Genomic DNA, 22,008 nt, shown 5'->3' with positions numbered 1-22,008 from the left:
TTAGATCTTCTTACTCTCCCCGACTGCGAAACTCGTCGGTCAAAATCCCGGCATACCCCCAATTTTCCTCTTCGATCTCTTGAATCACGATGTGCGTGTGCTCCGGCTTTTTGCCAAGCACGCGGCCCAGTGTATCTGTAAATTCATGGACGATCTGCTCTTTCTGTTCGCGAGTTGCCCCTTTAGTGATCTGCAAATTGATGACCGGCATTTGGATTCAACCCCTCTCACGGCTTCTGTTTTTTAAATTTCACTGCTATTATAGATCTGAAGTCCAAAATTTGTAAAGAGAGTTCACCCTCTCTTCTCCAAAGCTTGTGTTCCACTTCTGTTGGAACCAAATGCTCTTGCGAACGTAGCTACATGATAAGCGGGTCAAAACATTCTCAAAGGGGTGGATGGATGTGAAAATGATCCCTACCAAGAACAGCCGGACTGCCAACGGAACCATGGAATTTGCACAACTTGGCAATGGTGGACCCACCGTGCTTCTTATTAACGGAGGCAGCGGCCCCATAGATGGATGGTATAAAGTGATTCATGAAATCGCGAAGAAAACCACAGTTGTCGCATATAACCGATTTGGGGTAGGCAACAGCGACAAGCCATCCACTCCCCAACATGGGGATGCGATTGTGACCGCACTTCGGCAATTGCTCCAGGAAGAAAAGATCCAACCTCCCTTCCTGCTCGTCGGACACTCGCTAGGAGGCTTTTACTCCAATTTGTTTGCCCGTCAGTTCCCCACTGAAGTAGCGGGCGTTGTTCTCTTAGAATCGAGCCATCCTCTCGACATAAAGCTTAACGAAAATCAGAATGCCATCATTCGAAATGTGAATCGACTCCTTGCGATGTTCGACTCCTTCATTCCCCATCGAAAGTGGAGCGAAGTGAACTACGTGGAAGAGACCATCAAGCAAATCGAACAGGCCGGTGCGTTCCCCGATGTCCCTTTATTTGTGGTATCTGGAGGCAAAAAACCGCCGATGATGCCAGACCATGTATTCGATAAGCGGAGAAACAACCAGTTGGAGTTCTTGCAACTCAGCAAGCAAGGCAAGCACATCCTCGCTGCCAAAAGCGGTCACTTTCCGCAACTGTCAGAGCCGGAAGTAGTCATACAAGCGATTCACGATTGTATTCAACTAGCTTTGTGCGATTAATAAGAAAAGGTCAGAAATCCACTGCGGATTCCTGACCTTTGTATGGGTTGGCAGTCTCTCTTTATTGGAGGACATCTTCTGTTGTCTTGAAATGCAATTTCGCAACATGGCGAAGATGATTTCTGCCGTTGTTTTTGACAAATGTCCTGCCAGCTTGAATGACCTGTACAGACGCGCCTTTCGGGAGTGAGATCCCGTGTTGCGCTTTCGCTTCCGAGTGCCAGCGCAAGAGCGCGTCTCGGGCGAGGATCGAAGCCGCTGCGACTGCGAGATTCTGTTCCGCCTTCGGGACTTGGATGAGTTTGACTGTTCGTCCGAGTTTTTTAAGGCGGTTCTCGATGAGGCTCTCGTCGGCGAATTTGTCGGCGATGACGAGACCCACCGGTTGGGATTCGAGCAGATTTTCGATGACGGAGGCGTGCGCCCATGCGAGCAGGGAGTTCAGCTTTTTGCCTTGGCTGGTAAACTTTTCGTAGAGTTCGTTGTATTTCTCGGGCTTTAAGCTGAGCACTTTGTAGCGACCGTAGCAGATCTTGCGGATCTCGGCGGTCACCAGCGGCCCAAAGTAATCCCCCTTCCTCGATTCATACAAACAGCACCCCTTGCAGAAGAAATAAAAATTAGTAGTACACAATGCACCCCTTTAGTTTGAGAGTTTGTAGAATCGGCGTCTCTTTCAGGTTGCGATTCCAACGAAGGTCGAGCTTTTCTAGGTTCATCAAATTCATGAGTGAACTCGGAAGCGTCTGCAAATCATTTCCTCGCAAGTCAAGCTCGATGAGATTACGCATGTCACCGATCTCATCGGGCAGTTCGTTTATTTTGTTGTTTCTAAAGTTTAGGACCCTTAACTTTTTTAAATGACCAATAGACTTCGGTACCGTTTGTAACTCGTTGTTGCTCACGTCGAGTATACGAAGCTCGTTTAGCATTCCGATATTTTCTGGCAAGCGACGCAATCTATTCCCGTACACATGTATTTCTCGTAGGCCGGGTATGTTTGTGATTGATTCCGGGAGTTCTTCAAGAGAGTTGTTATACATTCGTAATTCGATTAGGCTCGCCATATTCCCTATGTTTTCGGGGAGACTCTTTAAGTTGTTATCCGTTGCATTCAAGTATTTTAGATACATAAGATCTGCAATTTGAATTGGGAGTTCTTCAAGTTGATTGTGACTCAGATAGAGAAAAGAGTCCAACCCTGATAACATACCGATTTCCGCAGGCAACTTTCTCAACTTGTTATGACCCAGGTCGAGCATCTTCAAATGGGTTAAGTTTTTGATTGACTCCGATATCTCTTCGATCTCGTTTCCCCCATAGTTGAGCACCTCCAGTTCTGGATGGCAGTAGACCTCTTCTGGAATCTCCTTGATTTTATTATCGTAAAGGCTCAATTCAATAATTGGAGTCTTTCCTGAAACAATCTCGTGTGGGGTCTGGGTAAGACCTGTACTATTGCAATTTATCCTCATCTCTCTCACTCCTAGGTTAGTCTGTACACAGTAGGACATCTTCTGTTGTCTTGAAATGCAATTTCGCAACATGGCGAAGATGATTTCTGCCGTTGTTTTTGATAAATGTCTTGCCAGCCTGAATGACCTGTACAGACGCGCCTTTCGGGAGTGAGATCCCGTGTTGCGCTTTCGCTTCCGAGTGCCAGCGCAGGAGCGCGTCTCTGGCAAGGATCGAAGCCGCTGCGACGGCGAGGTTCTGCTCCGCCTTCGGGACTTGGATGAGTTTCACGGTGCGGCCGAGTTTTTTGAGGCGGTTCTCGATGAGGGACTCGTCGGCGAATTTGTCGGCGATGACGAGGTTGACTGGTTGCGTTTCAAGCAGGTTTTCGATGACAGAAGCATGCGCCCATGCGAGCAGGGAGTTCAGCTTTTTGCCTTGGCTGGTAAACTTTTCGTAGAGTTCGTTGTATTTTTCGGGCTTTAAGCTGAGCACCTTGTATCGCCCATAGCAGATTTTGCGGATCTCGGCGGCCATGCCGGGGATCTTCGCGTCCGTGATCTTTTTACTGTCATCCACCCCGAGCGAGCGGAGCAACGGCACCGCATCCGGGTCGACAATCACCCCTGCCGTCACCAGCGGCCCGAAATAATCCCCCTTCCCGCTCTCGTCCGTGCCCATCCACGGCTCATCATAAGCGGCTTCGATCTCTTGCACCGGTCGGTCCGAAGTCTTTCGCGGCTTGACCTCCGCCTTGACCGGGGCACCTCCGCGCATGCGGGTGAAGAGCTCGCCTTCCACGATGCGCTTTGCTTCGTTGTCTGCGCCTTGGACGACGAGGTTGAGGCCTTTTTTGCCGTAGTAGACGTTGAAGATCGCTCCGGCCCCGCCGTGGCGGACTTTGAATTGTCTACCGTAGGGGATTTCTTTTTGCTCTAAGATCTCAAGCCCCAGATCGCGGCAGAGAGTTTCTGCGGCGGTGGCGGCGGAGTGTAAATCATGGATGTTCATGCGGGAACCCCCTGTTTCGTTATTCTCAAAAATCGAGTATGATAAGCGTGAGACAAAATCGCTTTCTACTAAAAAATTCACCATAGACGGGAGGAACCCGACCGTGACCTGGTTCTATATCATTTTAGGCTTTCACTTGCTGGCGGTAGTCGTCAAGCTCGGCGTTCTGTTCTACATTCCGGCACTCAAAGACGTGGAGCACGTCAAAGGCTTCCTCGGCACGTACAAAAAAATCGACCGCATCGCCAACTATACGCTGTGGGCGACCGGCTTTGGCATGGTGGCGGTGACGTCGATCCAGTTGCTGTTCCAACTGTGGCTGCTCGCTTCGATGCTGATCTACACGCTGATCTTCTACATCATCAAGCGCGTGATCATGGGCCGCATGCAAAAGATCGTCGAGTCGAACAAGGTGTTTGACCGCGAGGGCCTCAAGACTCTGCGCGTGGAAAACTACTGCGTGATCGTCGTCTCGGTCGGCCTGTTCCTCGCGATCGGCGGCCTGATGATGACAAAACCGATGTTCTAACTGTACACGAAAACAAGAGCTTCCGAAACCGGATCGACTGCGACCCGGTACGGAAGCTCTTGTTTTTTTGTGTTTCCTTTTTGAATGGAAAATCAGGCGACTTCGGCCTGCTTGCTGTCGTGCGTGGCGACGATGCGCGGCAGGAACAGCAGGACGAGCAGGGCCAAGGTGACCATCAACACGCCTGCGAGCAGGAAGACGCCGCCAAGTCCCATCAGGTTGGCGAGCAACGCCCCGGCTGCGGGTGCGCCCAACACGGCTCCGTTCTGGATCGAGCCGGAGACGGCGGAGACGCGGCCCATCAGGTGCTGCGGCGTCTCGGCTTGCAGGATGTAGCCGAAAGGAACGGTCGAGGCGGCCCCGACGATGCCAAAGACGAGGAAGACGCCGAGCCACACGGCTAGCGGCCAGTCAAAGTAGCCAAATCCGCTCATGCCGATCACGAGGTTGATGAGACCTGCCAGCACGGCCATCCCGGCCATCATTTGGAACGGGGTGTTGCGCCAGAAGGTCCACTGCCCGGCTGCCACGGCGCCGATCACGTTGCCAAGCCCCATAGCGGCGAGCAACAGGCCGTAAGACGCTTCGCCAAGCGCCATCTCTTTCGTCCAGACGGTCAACAGTCCGTCATAGAGAAAGACGATGAAGAATCCGACGGAGATCAGGGTGATCGCGACGCTCAGTTGGCGACGCGCTGCGATGTGCTGAAAGCCTTCGCGGAACTCCGCCCAAAAGTTGCGCTCTTTGGACGCCTCCGCCCCCTCGCCCGCCAGACGCGGCAGGCCGAGGAAGAACAGGCCGGCGAGCACGAGGACGAACACCTCGACGGCAAACACGGAGCGCGGCCCGGAGAGCGCGATGATGCCACCCCCGAGTGACGGGGCGACGATCTGCGTGACGCGAAACGAGATCTGGTTCAAGGCAACGGCCTGCGGGATCAACGGTTCTGGCACCAGTTCGCGGATCGCGCTCTGACGGGCCGGATAGTTGACCGCTCCGAGCACGCCTTTGAAGAAGACGAGCGGCAGCAAGACGTACAGGTTGGGCACGAAGATCATGCTGCCGACGACCGCCGCCCGCAACAGGGCGGATGCGATCATCATCGAACGGCGCGGCAGGCGGTCGACCCATACGCTGAGGAACGGTCCCAACAACACCCAGGAAATGCTCATGGTGAACATCAGGGACGCCACAGCCTCCACACCCAGTCCCCATGTATAGACGACGAGGACTGCGAGTGCGGTGAAATCAAGCCAGTTGCCAAAGTCGGACAGCACCTGTCCGATGAACAGCCGGCGGAATGCGAGCTCTTTGAGCGGGGTAAACAAGGTCTGTTTCGGCTTTGAGGCACTCTCCATATTGATCGTGTCTCCTTCCTTTCAAGATGCGGGTCAGCGCGGGGTGAGCGTCAGTACGTTTTCGCTGTTTGCTTCGATGTCTGCCCGCGTGTAGTGCATCTGTCTGTATTCCCCTTTGAGCCACAGGGGCGTCTGGTCTTTGTAATGCGGGCTCCCGATCTGTCCGGACGCGCCCATCTGGAGCACGTCACGCGCTTTGGCCGGTTCCGCCATGTCGATGAGGAAACGCCACGGAGCGCCGACGATCGCACGGTACGGGCTGCGTTTTTTCGAATAGGAGGCCGCGCCTACGGTGACGTGACTGCCGCCATACGCGTACGGTCCGTCGTTGAACAGCAGGTGCAACGGTTTGACCGAACCGAGCGGATGGGCGAAGGTGACGGTGTGCCAGTTGCCCCACTGCCACTTTTTCGGATCGTCGCCGAGATGTTTTTTCAGCAAGGCGTGCGCGTTGCGGAACCCTTCCATCAGCACTTTCTCTTTCGTATCCTCGGTGCCTTGGAACCACAGCGGATTTGGATCGGCGTACGTCGAGTCCATCGCATTGGTGACCAAGCCGGTGGAGATGAAGTCGAGATAGAGTTGTTCGCTGAGTTGACTGGAGAACAGACGCTCCATCGTCTGGTTGTAGACGGCGTGGTAGATCGACGGACCGACGAGGTCCGGCGAGTCGACCGGATCTTTCATCCACTCTTTGAGCTCATTCAGCATCTGACGCTCTACTTCGTTCCACGAGGTCTCGCGTTCGAGGATCGGCAACCAAATGTCGCGGAACTGGATGGCCTGAAGATTTTTCCAGTCGCTTTGCATCCGCCCCATGTCGTCCAGGGTGAGCTTGTCTTTCTCGGTGATCATCTCTTTGATCCGTTGTGCACGGTAAGGCACGTCATATTCGTAGGTGATGTGGTGGCGGTCATAGCCCGCGATGACCTTGTCGTTGGCCGTCGCGATATACCCTTCCGCCGGGTTCATGGTGAAAGGCAGTTCTTCCCACGGGATATAGGACTGCCATTCGTATTCGCTTGTCCAGCCCGGCACCGGCAAGAGACCGTGATGGCCCGGTTTGCGGACCGGGATATAGCCGTTGGCGCGGTAGGCGATGTTGCCTTCGACGTCTGCGTAGATGACGTTTTGCGCCGGGGCCATAAAGTGACGGAGCCCTTTTTCAAACTCGTCCCAGTTCTTCGCTTTGCCAAACATCAGCATGGCCGTGATCTCGTCGGTGAACTGATCGGCCGTCCACTTGAAGGCGAGCGGCTCGCTGACTTTGACGCTGGAGCCCATCCGCTCGACGACGTCGGAGATGATCGGGCCATGTCGGGTGATCACGGTTTCGGCGCGGAACGGTTCGTCCTGGCCTTTGACTTTGATCTCTTCTTCGATCACGCGTGCGTCTTCCCATTTGCCGTTGTATTCAAACTGATGCGGGTTGTCGGGGTTGCGGCGCATGATGTACAGATCCTGCACGTCGGAGCCAAGGTTGGTAAAGCCCCAGGAGATCCGGTCGTTGTGACCGACGATGATGCCCGGCGCGCCCGGGAAACTCACGCCGGTCACGTTGTATCCGTTCGGGATCTCCAGATGATTTTGGTAGAAATAAGACGGTGCTTGCAAGGTCAGGTGCATATCGTCGGCGAGCAGCGGTTTGCCGGACTGGCTGCGCGAACCGGATACCACCCAACTGTTGCTGCCCAGTCCCTCACCCGGGATGCCGTGTTTGCGCGATTCGTCCATCACAGCGAGCAAGCCGCTGCGCACGTCTTGGCTGACTTGAGCGGCAGGCACTTGCGCGGTGGACTGCTGTTTGCTGTCTTTTTCTTTTTGATAATCTTCGACGAGGGAGAGCGCCTTGTCCACGCCGACCTTTTGGGCGACGGCGTTTAAAAACAGTTCGGTCGTCACGTTGCCGCCGAGTACCCAAGCCATGTATTTGCTGATGCCCAGCGAGTCGGTGAGCGTCCACGGTTCGGCTTCGATGCGCAACACGCTGTATTCAACCGGCAGTTTGCCTTCCTTGAGATAGGCGTTGACACCGTCCGTGTACGCTTGCAGCGCCTCTTTGGTCGTGGCCGGGATTTTTTCCAACGCCGCTTCCGCATTGCGCTGGAAGCCGATCGTGCGGTGGAAGAGGTCTTGCTGAATAAAATCTTCACCGTACAGTTCGGCCAATCCTCCGCGCACGGTGCGACGGGCGAGTTCCATCTGCCACATCCGGTCTTGCGCCTGCGCGTAGCCTTGGGCGTAGAACAGGTCGTGCTCGTTTTCCGCCAAGATATGCGGGATGCCGCGGTCATCGCGATGCAAGGTGACCGGCTTTTGAACACCGGTGTCGATCTCGCCGCTGGTCACCGCCAGCGAGCGCTGCACCATCCAGTAGCTGCCCCCGCTGCCGACGAGCCCAAGGCCCACGAGGACGCTCACGGGAATGAGTACCCATTTTTTCCATTTCTTCAATTCTTTCTGCCTCCTCACGAGGATCCGTTAGTAGTGGTAGGTTTTCGCGACAAAGGAGAAGTCGCTGTAGTAGTTGGGCACCATGTCGGCCGGGCGCTTGATGTCCAGAGACGACGGGAAGCCGCTGCGGGTATCGACGAGACGCACGTCCAGCTTTTGTGTCGGCTGGAGCCCCACGGTCACGTCAAAGCCGTCGCCCGGAGCAAAGTAGTAGAACTCCCAGCGGTTTGGTACCGGATCTTCGTTTTGCATCGATTTGCCGTTTACTTCTGCTTTTGTCAACGGTTCGTTCGACTCCAGCGAGACGGCTGTGTACAGCGTGCGTTCCGGCGAGGTGATGCGCAGACGCAGCTTGCGTACGTCTCCTACCCGGCTGTCTGAGAGAACCTCCGCTTTGGCCGGTGCCAGTTGTGCGTTGGGAGCGGTGCTCTCCAAGAACGGCTTGGAGGTGATGCCCTTCGGGTAGAAGCGGTTGAAACCGCTCGGCTCGGGGTTTTTGATGTGCTCAGACAGGAACGGGTCGAGCGATTTGTTGATCGTCGCGTAATATCCCTGTCCTGCGTCGGCATCGTAGCCATACATCAGGCTGTTCCACTTCGGTTGTTCTGCGCTGTAGGCCGGTTGCAGGACCGCGATGACCAGTACGACCACGCCGGCCACAGCGCTTGTGATCGGCAAGATCCGGCGGCGCGGCAGACCCGGTTGCCACAGCGGCAGGAGCAGTCCGAGCAACAGGGCGGTCAGGATCGCAGGCGCTGCCGGATAGTCGTGACCCGCGAGGATGAACAGGAGATGGACGGCCTGCGTGATCAACAGCAGGGCCGGCAGCAGGGTCAAGGCGATGATCGCCAGTCTGGAGCCCGGCAGCGGGCGGTCTTGCTGTTTGATGACCAGCCAGAGTCCGGGCAATGCGATCAGCAGCGGCAAGGTGAACAGGTAGCTGCCGCCCGGCAACAGGATCGCAGACGCCATCATCGGCAGCAACCAGACGAGCACGGCGCCGAGGATGAGGTTGGGCAGGGTTCGTTTTTTGCCGAGACCTGCGTAGACGGCGGAGACGGTCGCCACCGTCAGCGCGGTGAAGGCGATCAGATAGAGTTCGTCGTGATTGGTCAGCGCATAGGAGTCGACGACAGCGGTCAGACCCATTTTCACAAGCATCGGGACCACTGCGGCGACCGCCAGTGACAGCAGGAAGATCAAACTGCCGCCGAGGACGCCTTTGACGGTGGCGCGCTGCTTGCGAACGGAGCTGACGAGCAAGGCTCCGCCGAGCAAGAGGGTGAGGACCGCCAGCGGCAATGCAAACGACTGCGGGTAGCGGATCAACACGTCGCCGAACAGATTGAAGTAGATGCTGTTGCCGGTGCTCTTCGCGGCAGACAGGTCGAGATTGCCGAAGTGCCGTGCCAGAGACAGGGCGTATTCACCCTGATGTTGCAGGGAGCGCTCGTCGACGTGTTCCACGCTGTCGATGGCGCTGTGGTAGTGCTGGAGTTCGTCGGCATAGGCAAAGTTCAGGCCGGGAACGTCGAGTTGTTGCTTCACCAGCGTCAGGTCGGAGTAGAAGCCGAACAGCGCATAAAGCGGCGTCAACAGCGAGTTGCCGAACGGATGCGGAGCCGCCTCGGCGAACTCGCGGACCAGCCAGCTGTTGTTGGCCGACGTTTCGAACAGGACGGCCGGACCGCCGGACCCTCTGGCGTCGAAGTTGAAAGCAACGCCGACCTCGCGTGCCCACGGGTGCTCGTCGGCAAACGCTTTGGCTCCGAGCATGTAGGCTTCTGTCGCATCGGTGAAGAGGAAGAGAATGTCTTGTTTCGGTGCAGGTCCTGCCTGCAGGGCGCGCATCGTCTCCAGCAGCGCGGCCACTCCGGTGCCGTCTCGATTGGCGCCGAAGGAGCTGATCGAGGAGTCGTAATGCGCGATCAGCAACACGGCTTGGCCGGTGGGATCACTCCCCGGGATGCGGGTTAGGATGTTTTGCACCGTGCCGGTGCGGTCGTATGTCACCTGCGGCATCTGATACACAGCGGTCGTCCGCTGGATTTCCGGTGTCAAGCCGAGTGCCGAGATCTGCTCGGTCAGGTAGTCACGCACTCGGTCATGACCCGGTGATCCGGTCGGATGCACCTCGCGGGCGATCGGCTCCAGATGGGCCATCGCGCGCGCAGACGAGAACTCGGTGTCCGGCGCGGTGACAGGCACGGCCGGCGGCGGGCTGGTGCGCCATACGGTGAGCGCCGTAAGGAGCAAAAAGACGCATAAGATCAGCAGGCTTGGCAGCACAAGGGAGCTGCGTCGTGCCGGTTGCGGCACGTTGTCAGTGGGTGTCGAAGGTGAAGTCACAGTCTGACACCTCCTCTTTTCGAAAGGATCTGTAGGTTAGGAAAAACAGGGTGTCCGATGCAAGTGCAGGACACCCTGGCAAGTTCATCTGTCGATCTGTTTATCGGGTAAAACTCGATACGCCCGTCTGTTTCACATAAGCGGCGAGTGTATCGGCAAGCGTGCCGACGTGAGGCGTTTGGAGCATCGAGGAGTGCCGTCCCGGCACTTCCCGGACTGTCAGATCGGCGGTGACCAGTGCGCTCCACCCGTTGGCCGCATCGTGGCGGTGATAAGGCGAGTCTTCATCCGCGGCACGGAACAGCACCGTGGGCTGTGCGAGCGGCTGTGCCTGATAGTGGTAGTCTGCGAGCAGGTTCCCTCTGTAGACCCGGTAGAGGCGCTCCAGATGAGTCGCGTCGATGCCCGGAGGCAGCGAACCGCTGGCTTTGGCCAGTGTGAGCAGGGCAGCCCAAACGTCGGCCCGATCCATCGTATCGAGGCGGGACGTCAAGTCTGAGGTGTCCAAAGCGAACTGACCGGCGATCTCGTCGACCAGCAGGGCGAGCACTTCCCTCTCTTCGGTCAGTGATTCGTCCTTGAAGTCAGCAATCGGGGCGCGGCTGTCCAAGAGAGCGAGCATCGCGACCTCTTGTCCTGCTTCGCGGAGTTGACGCGCCATCTCATAGGCGACGACGCCGCCGAGCGACCAGCCGCCGAGCAGGTAGGGACCCTCCGGCTGCACTTCGCGAATCTCCCGGAGATAGCTCGCCGCCATGTCGCTCATGTCGGCCAGCGGTTCGCTGTCGTCATTCAGCCCGTAGGCTTGCAGACCGTAGAACGGCTGCTCCTGTCCGAGGGCGCGGGCCAGTTCGGAGTAAGCGAGCACGTTGCCGCCGACCGGATGGACGAAGAATAGCGGGGTGCGGCCCGGCAGACCACGAGTGATCCGCACCAAGGAGGACGCGGAACCCGTCTGACTGTCTGCCTGTATCAATCTGGACAGTTCTTCGACCGTCCCGTGCTGGAACAGCGTGGCGAGCGGCAGGTCGCAGGCGTATCGCTCGCGCACCTTGGCGATCAACCGCACGGCGAGCAGCGAGTGACCGCCGATTGCAAAGAAGTTGTCGCGAATGCCGACCGGGCGCACGCGGAGGACTTCTTCCCAGATCTGCGTCAACTCGGACTCCAATTCGTCGCGGGGAGCCACATATTCGCCAGCACCCGCTTCGCGCAATTCAGCAGGCTCCGGCAGGGCGCCACGGTCGACCTTGCCGTTCGGTGTCAGCGGCAAGGCGTCGAGGGCGACAAATGCGGACGGGATCATGTAATCAGGCAGTTGTCCGCGCAGATGGGCTTGCAGGTCTGCCGCGTCCAAGACTTCGGTCAGCACTTCTTCCCGCGCGGTGATGTACGCGACGAGGCGCACATCTCCGGCCGCCGCTTCACGTGCGATCACGACCGATTCTTTGACCTGCGGATGTTGCAACAGGACATTTTCGATCTCGCCGAGTTCGATGCGGAAGCCGCGGATTTTGACTTGGTGGTCTGCGCGGCCGAGGTACTCAATCGCACCGTTCGGCAGGTAGCGGGCGACGTCGCCCGTCTTGTACAATCTCGCACCCGGCTCTTCGCTCAGCGGATGCGGGATAAATTTCTCTTCGGTCAAATCCGGGCGTTGCCAATACCCGCGTGCCAAGCCTCGACCGCCGATGTGCAACTCGCCCGGCACGCCGACCGGCACCGGCTGCAACGCTTCGTCGAGCAGGTAGATCTCCGTGTTGGCAATCGGGCGGCCGATCGGCACGCTGCGTTCGCCACGCCCCGGTTCGCAATCCCACACGGTCGCGTCGATGCACGCTTCGGTCGGCCCGTACAGGTTGTGCAGGCTCGCCTTTGGCAACGTCTCGAAGAATTGCTCCTTCACTTCGACGCTCAGCGCTTCCCCGCCGCAGTAGACGCGGCGCAGGGACGTGCAACCGGCGAAGGCCGGCTCTTCCAGCAGCATCTGCAACATCGTCGGCACCAGTTGGAGCACGGTGATGTTCGCTTTGCGGATCTTCGCTGCCAGATAGCCGCTGTCTTGGTGACCGCCCGGCTCGGCCATGACCAGTTGCGCGCCCGACAGGAGCGGTGCCCAGAATTCCCATACCGACGCGTCAAATCCGAACGGCGTTTTTTGCAACACGTTGTCCTCCGCCGTCAGCGGGTACGCCTCCAGCATCCAGAACATGTGGTTGCAGATCGCCCGGTGCGGGATCATGACCCCTTTCGGTTTGCCGGTGGAGCCGGAGGTGTAGATCAGGTAGGCCAGGTGTTCCGGCTCCGTTTGCAGACCGAGGTTGCTCGTCTCCGCTCCGGCGAACCGCTCCCATTCGCTGTCGAGACAGATCATTTCGGCGGTGTGGCCGGTGAGCAGTCCGCGCAGACGCTCTTGAGTGAGCAGCACCGGGAACGCGGTGTCTTCCGCCACGTAGGTCAGACGGTCGACCGGATAGGACGGGTCGAGCGGCACATAGGCCCCGCCCGCCTTCAAAATGCCGAGCAGCGAGACGACCATTTCGACAGATCGCTCCATCAGCACGCCGACCGCCACGTCAGCCCCGACGCCGCGTTCGCGAAGGACGCGGGCCAGTTGGTTGGAGCGGGCGTTGAGTTCGCGGAACGTGACGGATGCCCGGTCGTCTGAAACGGCGACCGCGTCCGGCGTGCGCGCTGCTTGCGCTTCGAACAGTTCGTGCAGCACCGCGTCCTGCGGGTAGTCGGCGCGGGTGTCGTTCCACGCGCTGAGCACTTCGCTGCGCTCCGACTCCGACCACATCGAAAGGGCGGCCAGCGGTTGAGCCGGGTCGGCGGCGATGCTTTCCAGCAGGTGATGGAAATGGCCGAGCATCCGCTCGATGGTCGTGCCGTCGAACAGGTCGGTGTTGTACTGCAAGGTGCCGATCCAGGCTCCGTCATGTTCGGCGAAGGTCATCGAGAGGTCGAACTTGGCCGTTTCCAGTTCGCTGGCCAGCGGCGTCAGGGTCAGCCCAGGCAAGGCGTCCGCCGGGATGTCGTCCGCCGCGTTTTGCAGTGCGAACATCACTTGGAAGATCGGGCTGTAACTCATGTCGCGGTCCGGTTGCAGGACCTCGACCAATTTTTCAAACGGCAGGTCTTGATGCGCATAGGCTTCAAGCGCCGTCTCGCGGGTCTGATGCAACAGGGAGTTGAACGGCAGATCGCCTGCCAGTTCACTGCGCATCACCAGCGTGTTGACGAAGTAGCCGATCAGGTTTTCCACCTGCTGGTTCGTCCGACCTGCCACCGGCGTGCCGACGAAGAGGTCGGGCTGCCCGGTGTGGCGGAAGAGCAACGTGTTGAATGCGGCGAGCAGCGTCATAAACATCGTGACGCCTTCGCGACGGCTCAACGCTTGCAAGGAGGCGGCCACTTCCGAAGTGAGCGTCAGGTTGCGGTTCGCTCCTCGGAACGTCTGCACCGCCGGACGCGGTCGGTCGGTCGGCAACTGCAAGACCGGGAACTGACGGCCCAATTTCCCTTTCCAATACACGAGTTGTGCGTCGAGAACATCTCCTGCCAGCCATTCGCGTTGCCATGCGGCGAAGTCCCCGTATTGGATGTCGAACTCCGGCAGCGAGGGCGGAACGCCGAGGGAATACGACTGGTAGAGCGATGTCAATTCGCGGAACAGGATGTTCATCGACCAGCCGTCGGTGATCAAGTGATGCATGGTCAGGATCATGATGTGTTCTTCCGCCGACTGTTTGATGAGGTACACACGCAGCAGCGGGGGCATCTCGATGTCGAACGGTCGATTTGTTTCTTCCACGATCCGTCGGTTCGTCTGCTCCTCCCGCTCTCCGGACGGGAGGGTGCTGAGGTCGACGGTGCGGAAGATCGGCTCCACATGAGGCAGCACCTCTTGGCTCGGTTGCCCGTCTGCCGTGACGAAGGCTGTCCGCAGGCTCTCATGACGGCGCACGATCTCGCGAACGCTTTGCTTCAACGCATCCTGATGCAGGACGCCTTCAAGGCGGAACGCCATCGAGATGTTGTAGGTGGCCGTACCCGGCTTGAACTGTTCAAAGAACCACAGGCGCTCTTGTGCAAAGGACAGCGGCAGGAACTGTTCGTGATCGGCCGGGCGGATCGGCGGCATGCTGACCGCCTGTTCGGAGCGTTTGAGCTCATCGAGGCGAGCGGCAAATGCGGGCAGTGCCGGCGCTTCAAAGAGCGTGCGCAGCGGTACCTCGACTCCCAGCGCCTCACGCAGGCGCGCCGCCGCTTGGGTGGCGAGCAGCGAATGACCGCCGAGATCGAAGAAGTTGTCATCTGCGCTCACCCGGTCCGCGTGCAGCAGATCGGCCCAGATGTTCGCAACCAACTCCTCGGTCTGGGTACGCGGTGCGAGATACGATTTGTCATCCTGCAAGGTGCGATCCGGTGCAGGCAGAGCGCGTCGGTCGATCTTGCCGTTTGGTGTGAGCGGCAGGCCATCGAGCAGCACGAAGTCGGCCGGAACCATGTAGTCGGGCAGTTCCGACTGAAGCTCGCTGCGCCAGGAGCGCACCGCTTGATCGGACGCAGCCTCTGCTTGCGCCACGACGTAGGCGACGAGTCGTTTCTGACCGGGCTCGTCCTCGCGGGCGAGCACGACCGTCTCGCGGATCTGCGGCAGACGGGCAAGGCGGGCTTCGATCTCACCGAGTTCAATGCGGAACCCGCGAATTTTGACTTGGTGGTCGAGTCGTTCGAGGTATTCGATCGAGCCGTCTTCCCGCCAGCGGGCCAGGTCGCCCGTTTTGTACAGTCGGGCACCCGGTTCGCCTCGGAACGGGTGCGGGATAAATGTCTCCGCCGTCAGTTCCGGACGGTTCAGATAGCCGTCGGCCAACCCGGCACCGCCGATGTGCAGTTCCCCCGGCACGCCGACGGGCACCGGTTGCAGCGACGCGTCCAACAGATAGACTTCGGTGTTGGTGATCGGTTTGCCGATGGAAGGCGCTGCCGGAGCATCGGTGACAGCAGGCACGAAGGCCGCTGTGGCGACGACGGAGCTCTCGGTCGGTCCGTAGTGATTCACCAGCGCGAACGGAAGGTCCGGGGCCGGATACACCCGCAATCGATCCCCACCTGTCAGCAGATAACGCAACGAGGCTGCAGACGGCCATGCCAAGGCCAGAACGCTTTCGGCGAGCGGCGTCGGGAGGAAGGAGACGGTGATGCGCTGCCCGATCAGCCAATCGCGCAGACGCTCCGGTATGAGACGCGTCTCCTCGTCCGGCACGTGCAGGGAAGCGCCTGCTGTCAAGGTCGGCCAGATCTCCCAGACCGACGCGTCAAATGCGGGACCAGCCAACAGCGTCGTCCGGTCAGCCGCAGTGAGACTGTAACTCGTGCGATGCCAATGCGCGAGATTGGTCAAGCCGCGATGCGGGACCAACACGCCCTTTGGCTTGCCGGTCGAGCCGGATGTGTAGATCACATACGCGAGATCTGCTTCGGTGACGTCGGCCACGTCGTTCTGGGGCTGGCCTGTCTGCTCGATATGTTCCCATTGGCTGTCAAGGCAGACGGTCGGCACATCAAACGCCGGCATCTCACTCCGGTGTCGCTCATCTGTCAACAAGACAGAAGCTCGGGAGTCTTCGATCATGAAGCGCAACCGGTCGGCCGGGTATTCCGGGTCGAGCGGCAGATAGGCGGCACCCGTTTTCAGTACGCCGAGCAATGCGACCGCTTGGAGCGGCGAACGTTCGAGGCAGACGGCGATCAGATTCCCTTTGCCGACTCCTTGCCCGTGCAGGTAAGCGGCGACCCGGTCTGCCCGGTCGTTCAGTTCGCGATAGGTCATAGACTCTGCGCCCGATTGAACCGCGAGCCCGTCCGGTGTTTGCATCGCGCGCGCTTCGACCATCCGGTGCACAGGCGGTTGCTCCACTTCCTCGGACGTTTGATTCCATTCGTTCAACTGCACACGCTCGTTTTCTGTCAGGAGTGTCAGTTTGGAAATCGGTTGCTCCGGTGCGGCGACGATGCCGTCGAGCAAGGTGTTCAGGTGGAGGAGCATCCGTTGGATCGTCGTCACATCGAACAGGTCCGCGTTGTACTGGATCGTCGCGATCAGGCGATCTGCCGTCTCGCGCATCGACAGCGTCAGATCAAATTTCGAAGTGCCGCTTTCCGTTTCAAGCGGTGCGAGCGTCAACCCGCCAAGAGACAGTTCCTCCGGCTCGTCCTGCTGAAGATCGAACATCACTTGGAACAACGGGCTGTGGCTCAAGTCGCGCCCGGTGTGCAGGTCGACCAATCTCTCGAACGGCACATCCTGATGGGCGTAGGCTCCCAGCGCCGTCTGCCGCACGTTGGCGAGCAACTCGCGGAAATTCTGGTCGCGGTCCACTGCCGTACGCATGACCAAGGTGTTGATAAAGAAGCCGATCAACCCCTCCAGTTCCTCGCGCGTGCGCCCGGCAATCGGCGTACCGACTGCGATGTCCTCCTGTCCTGTGTAACGGTGCAACAGCGTCTGGAAGGCGGCGAGCAACGTCATGAACAGCGTCGCGCCTTCCCGCTGGCTCAACTCTTGCAACTTTTGCAAAAGTTCCCCCGGCATCTCCAACGATGCGCGACCGCCGCGGAAAGTCTGCACGGCAGGCCGTTTCCGGTCGAGCGGCAACTGCAGGACGGCGAGTTCGCCGCTGAGCTGTTGACGCCAGTAGCCGAGTTGTGCCTCCAACGCATCGCCCTGCAGCCACGTGCGCTGCCAGGACGCGTAGTCTGCGTATTGGATCGGCAGGTCGGGCAGTGCCGTTTCCCGGCCTTGGTTGGCCGCTTCATAGTAGTGAGCCAGTTCGCGCACGAACACGCGAAGCGACCAGCCGTCGGCCGCGATATGATGCATCGTGACGAGCAGGATGTGCTCCTCTGGTGCCAGTCGCAGTACCCGTGCCCGCAACGGCAACTCCGTTGTGAGATCAAATGGTGCCTCGGCCTCTTCCCGCATCAAGCGCGCCACTTCCTCGGCCCGCACCTCGTCTTCGCACAGACTGAGGTCGATCTGCGGCATGTCGAAAGGAACGTCCGTCGCAATCACTTGCTCCGGCTGTCCATGCAAAGTCGTAAATGTCGTCCGCAACGGTTCGTGGCGTTCGATCAAGCGGGTAAAGCTTTGTTGCAGAGCGGCCAGGTCCAACCGGCCCTGCAGGCGAAACGCGCCCGGGATGTTGTAAGCGGCCGTGCCCGGTTGCAGTTGTTCAAAGAACCAAAGTCTCTCTTGGGCAAATGACAGCGGCAAGCGTTCTGTGCGCGGCACAGGGATGAGCGGTACGGCGGTCGCTTGCCCTTGCCCAGATTGGCCAAGGCGGGCTGCGAGATCCTCGACACGCGGAGCTTCGAACAGCCAGCGCAGCGGGATTTCGGTGTCAAATGCGGTACGCAGACGCGAAACTGCCTGCGTGGCGAGCAGCGAGTGTCCGCCCAGAGCGAAGAAGTGATCATGGACGCCGACCTGTTCCAGACGAAGCACTTCGGCAAACACGGCGGCAACGGTCGTTTCGATCTCATTGCGCGGTGCGACATGTTCGCGCTCCGCTTCGCTGAAGTGCGGTGCCGGCAACGCGCGGCGGTCGACTTTGCCGTTCGGTGTCAGCGGCAGGACGTCGAGCGCGACAAACGCGGACGGAATCATATAGTCCGGCAATTCGTTTTGCAGGTGGGTGCGCAGTTCAGCCGCATCCAGGTCCGCTTCGACAGCGGCGGTCAGATAGGCGACGAGGCGGATGTCTCCCGCCGCAACCTCGTGCGCTGTCACCACCGCTTCTTTGACTTGCGGATGGGAGAGCAAGACGTTTTCGATCTCGCCGAGCTCGATGCGGAAGCCGCGGATTTTGACTTGGTGGTCTGCGCGGCCGAGGTACTCAATCGCACCGTTCGGCAGGTAGCGGGCGACGTCGCCCGTCTTGTACAATCTCGCACCCGGCTCTTCGCTCAGCGGGTGCGGGATAAATTTCTCTTCGGTCAAATCCGGGCGTTGCCAATACCCGCGTGCCAAGCCTCGGCCGCCGATGTGCAACTCGCCCGGCACGCCGACCGGCACCGGCTGCAACGCTTCGTCGAGCAGGTAGATCTCCGTGTTGGCAATCGGACGACCGATCGGCACGCTGCGGCCGCTTCGGCCCGGTTCGCAATCCCACACGGTCGCGTCGATGCACGCTTCGGTCGGCCCGTACAGGTTGTGCAGGCTCGCCTTTGGCAACGTCTCGAAGAATTGCTCCTTCACTTCGACGCTCAGCGCTTCCCCGCCGCAGTAGACGCGGCGCAGGGACGTGCAACCGGCGAAGGTCGGCTCTTCGAGCAGCATCTGCAACATCGTCGGCACCAGTTGGAGCACGGTGATGTTCTCTTTGCGGATCTTCGCAGCCAGATAGCCGCTGTCTTGGTGACCGCCCGGCTCGGCCATGACCAGTTGCGCGCCCGACAGGAGCGGTGCCCAGAATTCCCACACCGACGCGTCAAATCCGAACGGCGTTTTTTGCAACACGTTGTCCTCCGCCGTCAGCGGGTACGCCTCCAGCATCCAGAACATGTGGTTGCAGATCGCCCGGTGCGGGATCATGACCCCTTTCGGTTTGCCGGTGGAGCCGGAGGTGTAGATCAGGTAGGCGAGGTGTTCCGGCTCCGTTTGGTGACCGAGGTTGCTCGTCTCCGCTCCGGCGATCCGCTCCCATTCGCTGTCGAGACAGATGAGTTCGGCGGTGTGGCCGGTGAGCAGTCCGCGCAGACGCTCTTGGGTGAGCAGCACCGGGAACGCGGTGTCTTCCGCCACGTAGGTCAGACGGTCGACCGGGTAGGACGGGTCCAGCGGCACATAGGCCCCGCCCGCCTTCAAAATGCCGAGCAGCGAGACGACCATTTCGACAGATCGCTCCATCAGCACGCCGACCGCCACGTCAGCCCCGACGCCGCGTTCGCGAAGGACGCGGGCCAGTTGGTTGGAGCGGGCGTTGAGTTCGCGGAACGTGACGGATGCCCGGTCGTCTGAAACGGCGACCGCGTCCGGCGTGCGCGCTGCTTGTGCTTCGAACAGTTCGTGCAGCACTGCGTCCTGCGGGTAGTCGGCGCGGGTGTCGTTCCACGCGCTGAGCACTTCGCTGCGCTCCGACTCCGACCACATCGAAAGGGCGGCCAGCGGTTGAGCCGGGTCGGCGGCGATGCTTTCCAGCAGGTGATGGAAATGGCCGAGCATCCGCTCGATGGTCGCGCCGTCGAACAGATCGGTGTTGTATTGGAAGGAAGCGGTCAGACCGGATTCCGACTCGATGATCGTCATGCTCAGGTCAAACTTTGCCGCTCCGATGTCCGCTTCGACCGGGGTCATCGTCAAGCCGGAGAGTTGCATGTCTTCCAACGCGCTCTCTTCGTAGGTGAAGAGCACTTGGAAGAGCGGACTGTAGCTCATATCGCGCTCCGGCTGCAGGACCTCGACCAATTTTTCAAACGGCAGGTCTTGGTGGGCATAGGCCTCCAGCGCCGTTTCGCGGATTTGTTGCAACAGGCTGTCAAACTGCAGATCGCCTGCCAATTCGCTTCGCATCACCAGCGTGTTGACGAAAAAGCCGATCAGGTTTTCCACCTGCTGGTTCGTTCGTCCCGCAATCGGCGTGCCGACAAGGAGATCGCTCTGTCCCGTGTATCGGTAGAGAAACGCCTTGAAGGCGGCCAATAACGTCATGTACATCGTGACCCCTTCGCGGCTGCTCACTCCCTGAAGGCTGTCGAGCAACTCTTTTGACCAATACGCCCAGCGCCGTTCGCCATGATACGTCTGCACAGCCGGTCGCGGCCGATCGGTCGGTACCTGCAACACAGGCAGTGACCCGCCGAGCTGTTGTTTCCAATACTCGATTTGTTCATCGAGCACAGCTCCTTGCAATCGTTCCCGCTGCCAGACGGCGAAGTCCGCATACTGAATGTCAAGCTCTGGAAGCGACGACGGCGATCCGGTGCGGAATGACTCGTAAAGCGTTCCCAACTCGCGAATGAAGACGCGCATCGACCAGCCGTCCGAGACGATATGGTGCATCGTCACGAGCAACAGATGTTCTTCTTCAGCCACTTGCAACAACACACCGCGAATCAGAGCGTCTGAGGCGAGATCGAACGGTCGTCTGGCTTCCGCTTCGACATAAGTACGCAGTTCCTTCTCGCGCTGATCGGGAGAGAGCGTGCGCAAGTCGACGCGCGTCAACCGGAGCCCATCCAGCGGCAACACTTGCTGACGCGGCTGCCCTGCCACCGTAACGAAAGCGGTGCGCAAAGCTTCATGGCGTCGGATCACTTCCTGATAACCGCGCTCCAGAGCTTCGCTGTCGAGCTCCCCGTGCAAACGGACCCCGGCGGGAAGATTGTAAGTGGAAGCACCCGGCATCAACTGCTCCAAGAACCAAAGCCGTTCCTGTGCAAATGACAGTACCAGCGGTTCCTCGCGACCGACAGCTCGGATCTGCATCATCTCGGAAGGCGCACTCGGTTCACGCAGGCTGCCGATCCGTTCTGCCAATGCGGCGACTGTCGGCGCTTCGAACAGCAGGCGCAGCGGGATGTCCGCGTGGAACGCTGCCCGGATACGGGTCATGATCTGCGTGGCGATCAACGAGTGACCGCCCAAATCGAAGAAATCATCGAGAACGCCGACCTGCTCGAGACGCATCACGTCCGCCCAGATCGCTGCGATTGTCCCTTCTTCAGGCGTGCGCGGCGCAATATATTCATGAGCCGTCTCACGCGAGAGGTCGGGAGCCGGAAGGGCGCGGCGGTCGACTTTGCCGTTCGGTGTCAGCGGCAGGACGTCGAGCGCGACAAACGCAGACGGAATCATATAGTCCGGCAATTCGTTTTGCAGGTGGGTGCGCAGTTCAGATGTATCCAGGTCCGCTTCGACAGCGGCGGTCAGATAGGCGACGAGGCGGATGTCGTTCGCCGCAACCTCGTGCGCTGTCACCACCGCTTCTTTGACTTGCGGATGGGAGAGCAAGACGTTTTCGATCTCGCCGAGCTCGATGCGGAAGCCGCGAAGTTTGACTTGGTGGTCTGCGCGGCCGAGGTACTCAATCGCACCGTTCGGCAGGTAGCGGGCGACGTCGCCCGTCTTGTACAATCTCGCACCCGGCTCTTCGCTCAGCGGATGCGGGATAAATTTCTCTTCGGTCAAATCCGGGCGTTGCCAATACCCGCGTGCCAAGCCTCGGCCGCCGATGTGCAACTCGCCCGGCACGCCGACCGGCACCGGTTGCAACGCTTCGTCGAGCAGGTAGATCTCCGTGTTGGCAATCGGACGACCGATCGGCACGCTGCGGCCGCTTCGGCCCGGTTCGCAATCCCACACGGTCGCGTCGATGCACGCTTCGGTCGGCCCGTACAGGTTGTGCAGGCTCGCCTTTGGCAACGTTTCGAAGAATTGTTCCTTCACTTCGACGCTGAGCGCTTCCCCGCCGCAGTAGACGCGGCGCAGGGACGTGCAACCGGCGAAGGTCGGCTCTTCCAGCAGCATCTGCAACATCGTCGGCACCAGTTGGAGCACGGTGATGTGCTCTTTGCGGATCTTTGCAGCCAGATAGCCGCTGTCTTGGTGACCGCCCGGCTCGGCCATGACCAGTTGCGCGCCCGACAGGAGCGGTGCCCAGAATTCCCATACCGACGCGTC

Annotated in this window: 10 protein-coding genes; 2 read left to right on the top strand and 8 right to left on the bottom strand. The window is 59.4% G+C overall.

Annotation, left to right across the window (positions count from 1 at the left end):
• Window positions 1-10 precede the first annotated feature (10 nt).
• The gene (locus OS242_RS11100) at window positions 11-211 is read right to left on the bottom strand and encodes a tautomerase family protein (RefSeq protein ID WP_267151761.1); all 201 of its coding nucleotides are present in this window, start codon (window positions 209-211) and stop codon (window positions 11-13) included.
• Window positions 212-410: 199 nt separating this feature from the next.
• On the opposite strand from OS242_RS11100, the gene OS242_RS11095 reads away from it, so the two are divergent.
• Window positions 411-1,163, top strand: a complete 753-nt coding sequence (locus tag OS242_RS11095) for an alpha/beta fold hydrolase (RefSeq protein WP_267152004.1) — start codon at window positions 411-413, stop codon at window positions 1,161-1,163.
• Window positions 1,164-1,224: 61 nt separating this feature from the next.
• On the opposite strand, the gene OS242_RS11090 is transcribed toward OS242_RS11095, so the two are convergent.
• From OS242_RS11090 to rnhC, 3 genes are read right to left on the bottom strand one after another with little or no spacing between them, the layout of a single operon-like run.
• Window positions 1,225-1,755 carry a ribonuclease HIII gene (locus OS242_RS11090; protein ID WP_267151760.1) on the bottom strand — a complete coding sequence of 177 codons (531 nt, stop codon included), beginning with the start codon at window positions 1,753-1,755 and terminating at the stop codon, window positions 1,225-1,227.
• Between the two features lie 28 nt (window positions 1,756-1,783).
• Window positions 1,784-2,638 (bottom strand): leucine-rich repeat domain-containing protein, encoded by an 855-nt coding sequence (locus OS242_RS11085; protein ID WP_267151759.1) that lies wholly within the window; start codon window positions 2,636-2,638, stop codon window positions 1,784-1,786.
• 16 nt (window positions 2,639-2,654) lie between these two features.
• The gene (rnhC, locus tag OS242_RS11080; protein ID WP_267151758.1) at window positions 2,655-3,629 is read right to left on the bottom strand and encodes a ribonuclease HIII; all 975 of its coding nucleotides are present in this window, start codon (window positions 3,627-3,629) and stop codon (window positions 2,655-2,657) included.
• A 103-nt stretch (window positions 3,630-3,732) separates the two neighbouring features.
• Here rnhC and OS242_RS11075 point away from each other — a divergent pair, with 103 nt between their 5' ends.
• Window positions 3,733-4,158 (top strand): hypothetical protein, encoded by a 426-nt coding sequence (locus tag OS242_RS11075; protein ID WP_267151757.1) that lies wholly within the window; start codon window positions 3,733-3,735, stop codon window positions 4,156-4,158.
• A gap of 92 nt (window positions 4,159-4,250) precedes the next feature.
• Here the strand turns inward: OS242_RS11075 and OS242_RS11070 are convergent, their stop codons facing one another.
• From OS242_RS11070 to OS242_RS11055, 4 genes are all read right to left on the bottom strand, one after another.
• Window positions 4,251-5,516: an MFS transporter gene (locus OS242_RS11070; protein WP_267151756.1), complete on the bottom strand. Its 1,266-nt coding sequence runs from the start codon at window positions 5,514-5,516 to the stop codon at window positions 4,251-4,253.
• Between the two features lie 33 nt (window positions 5,517-5,549).
• Complete coding sequence (locus OS242_RS11065) at window positions 5,550-7,970, bottom strand: penicillin acylase family protein (protein ID WP_267151755.1); 2,421 nt, start codon at window positions 7,968-7,970, stop codon at window positions 5,550-5,552.
• 27 nt (window positions 7,971-7,997) lie between these two features.
• Window positions 7,998-10,319, bottom strand: coding sequence for a M28 family peptidase (locus OS242_RS11060; protein WP_267151754.1), 2,322 nt, complete (start codon window positions 10,317-10,319; stop codon window positions 7,998-8,000).
• Window positions 10,320-10,419: 100 nt separating this feature from the next.
• The coding region (locus tag OS242_RS11055) for a non-ribosomal peptide synthetase (protein ID WP_267151753.1) at window positions 10,420-22,008 on the bottom strand (11,589 nt) is incomplete at its 5' end.

The organism is Tumebacillus lacus (assembly GCF_026410385.1).
In the GTDB taxonomy this organism is placed as follows: Bacteria; Bacillota; Bacilli; order Tumebacillales; family Tumebacillaceae; genus Tumebacillus; species Tumebacillus lacus.
Note: the sequence above shows the minus strand (reverse complement) of the source record. Positions and strands in the feature narration are given on the sequence as shown.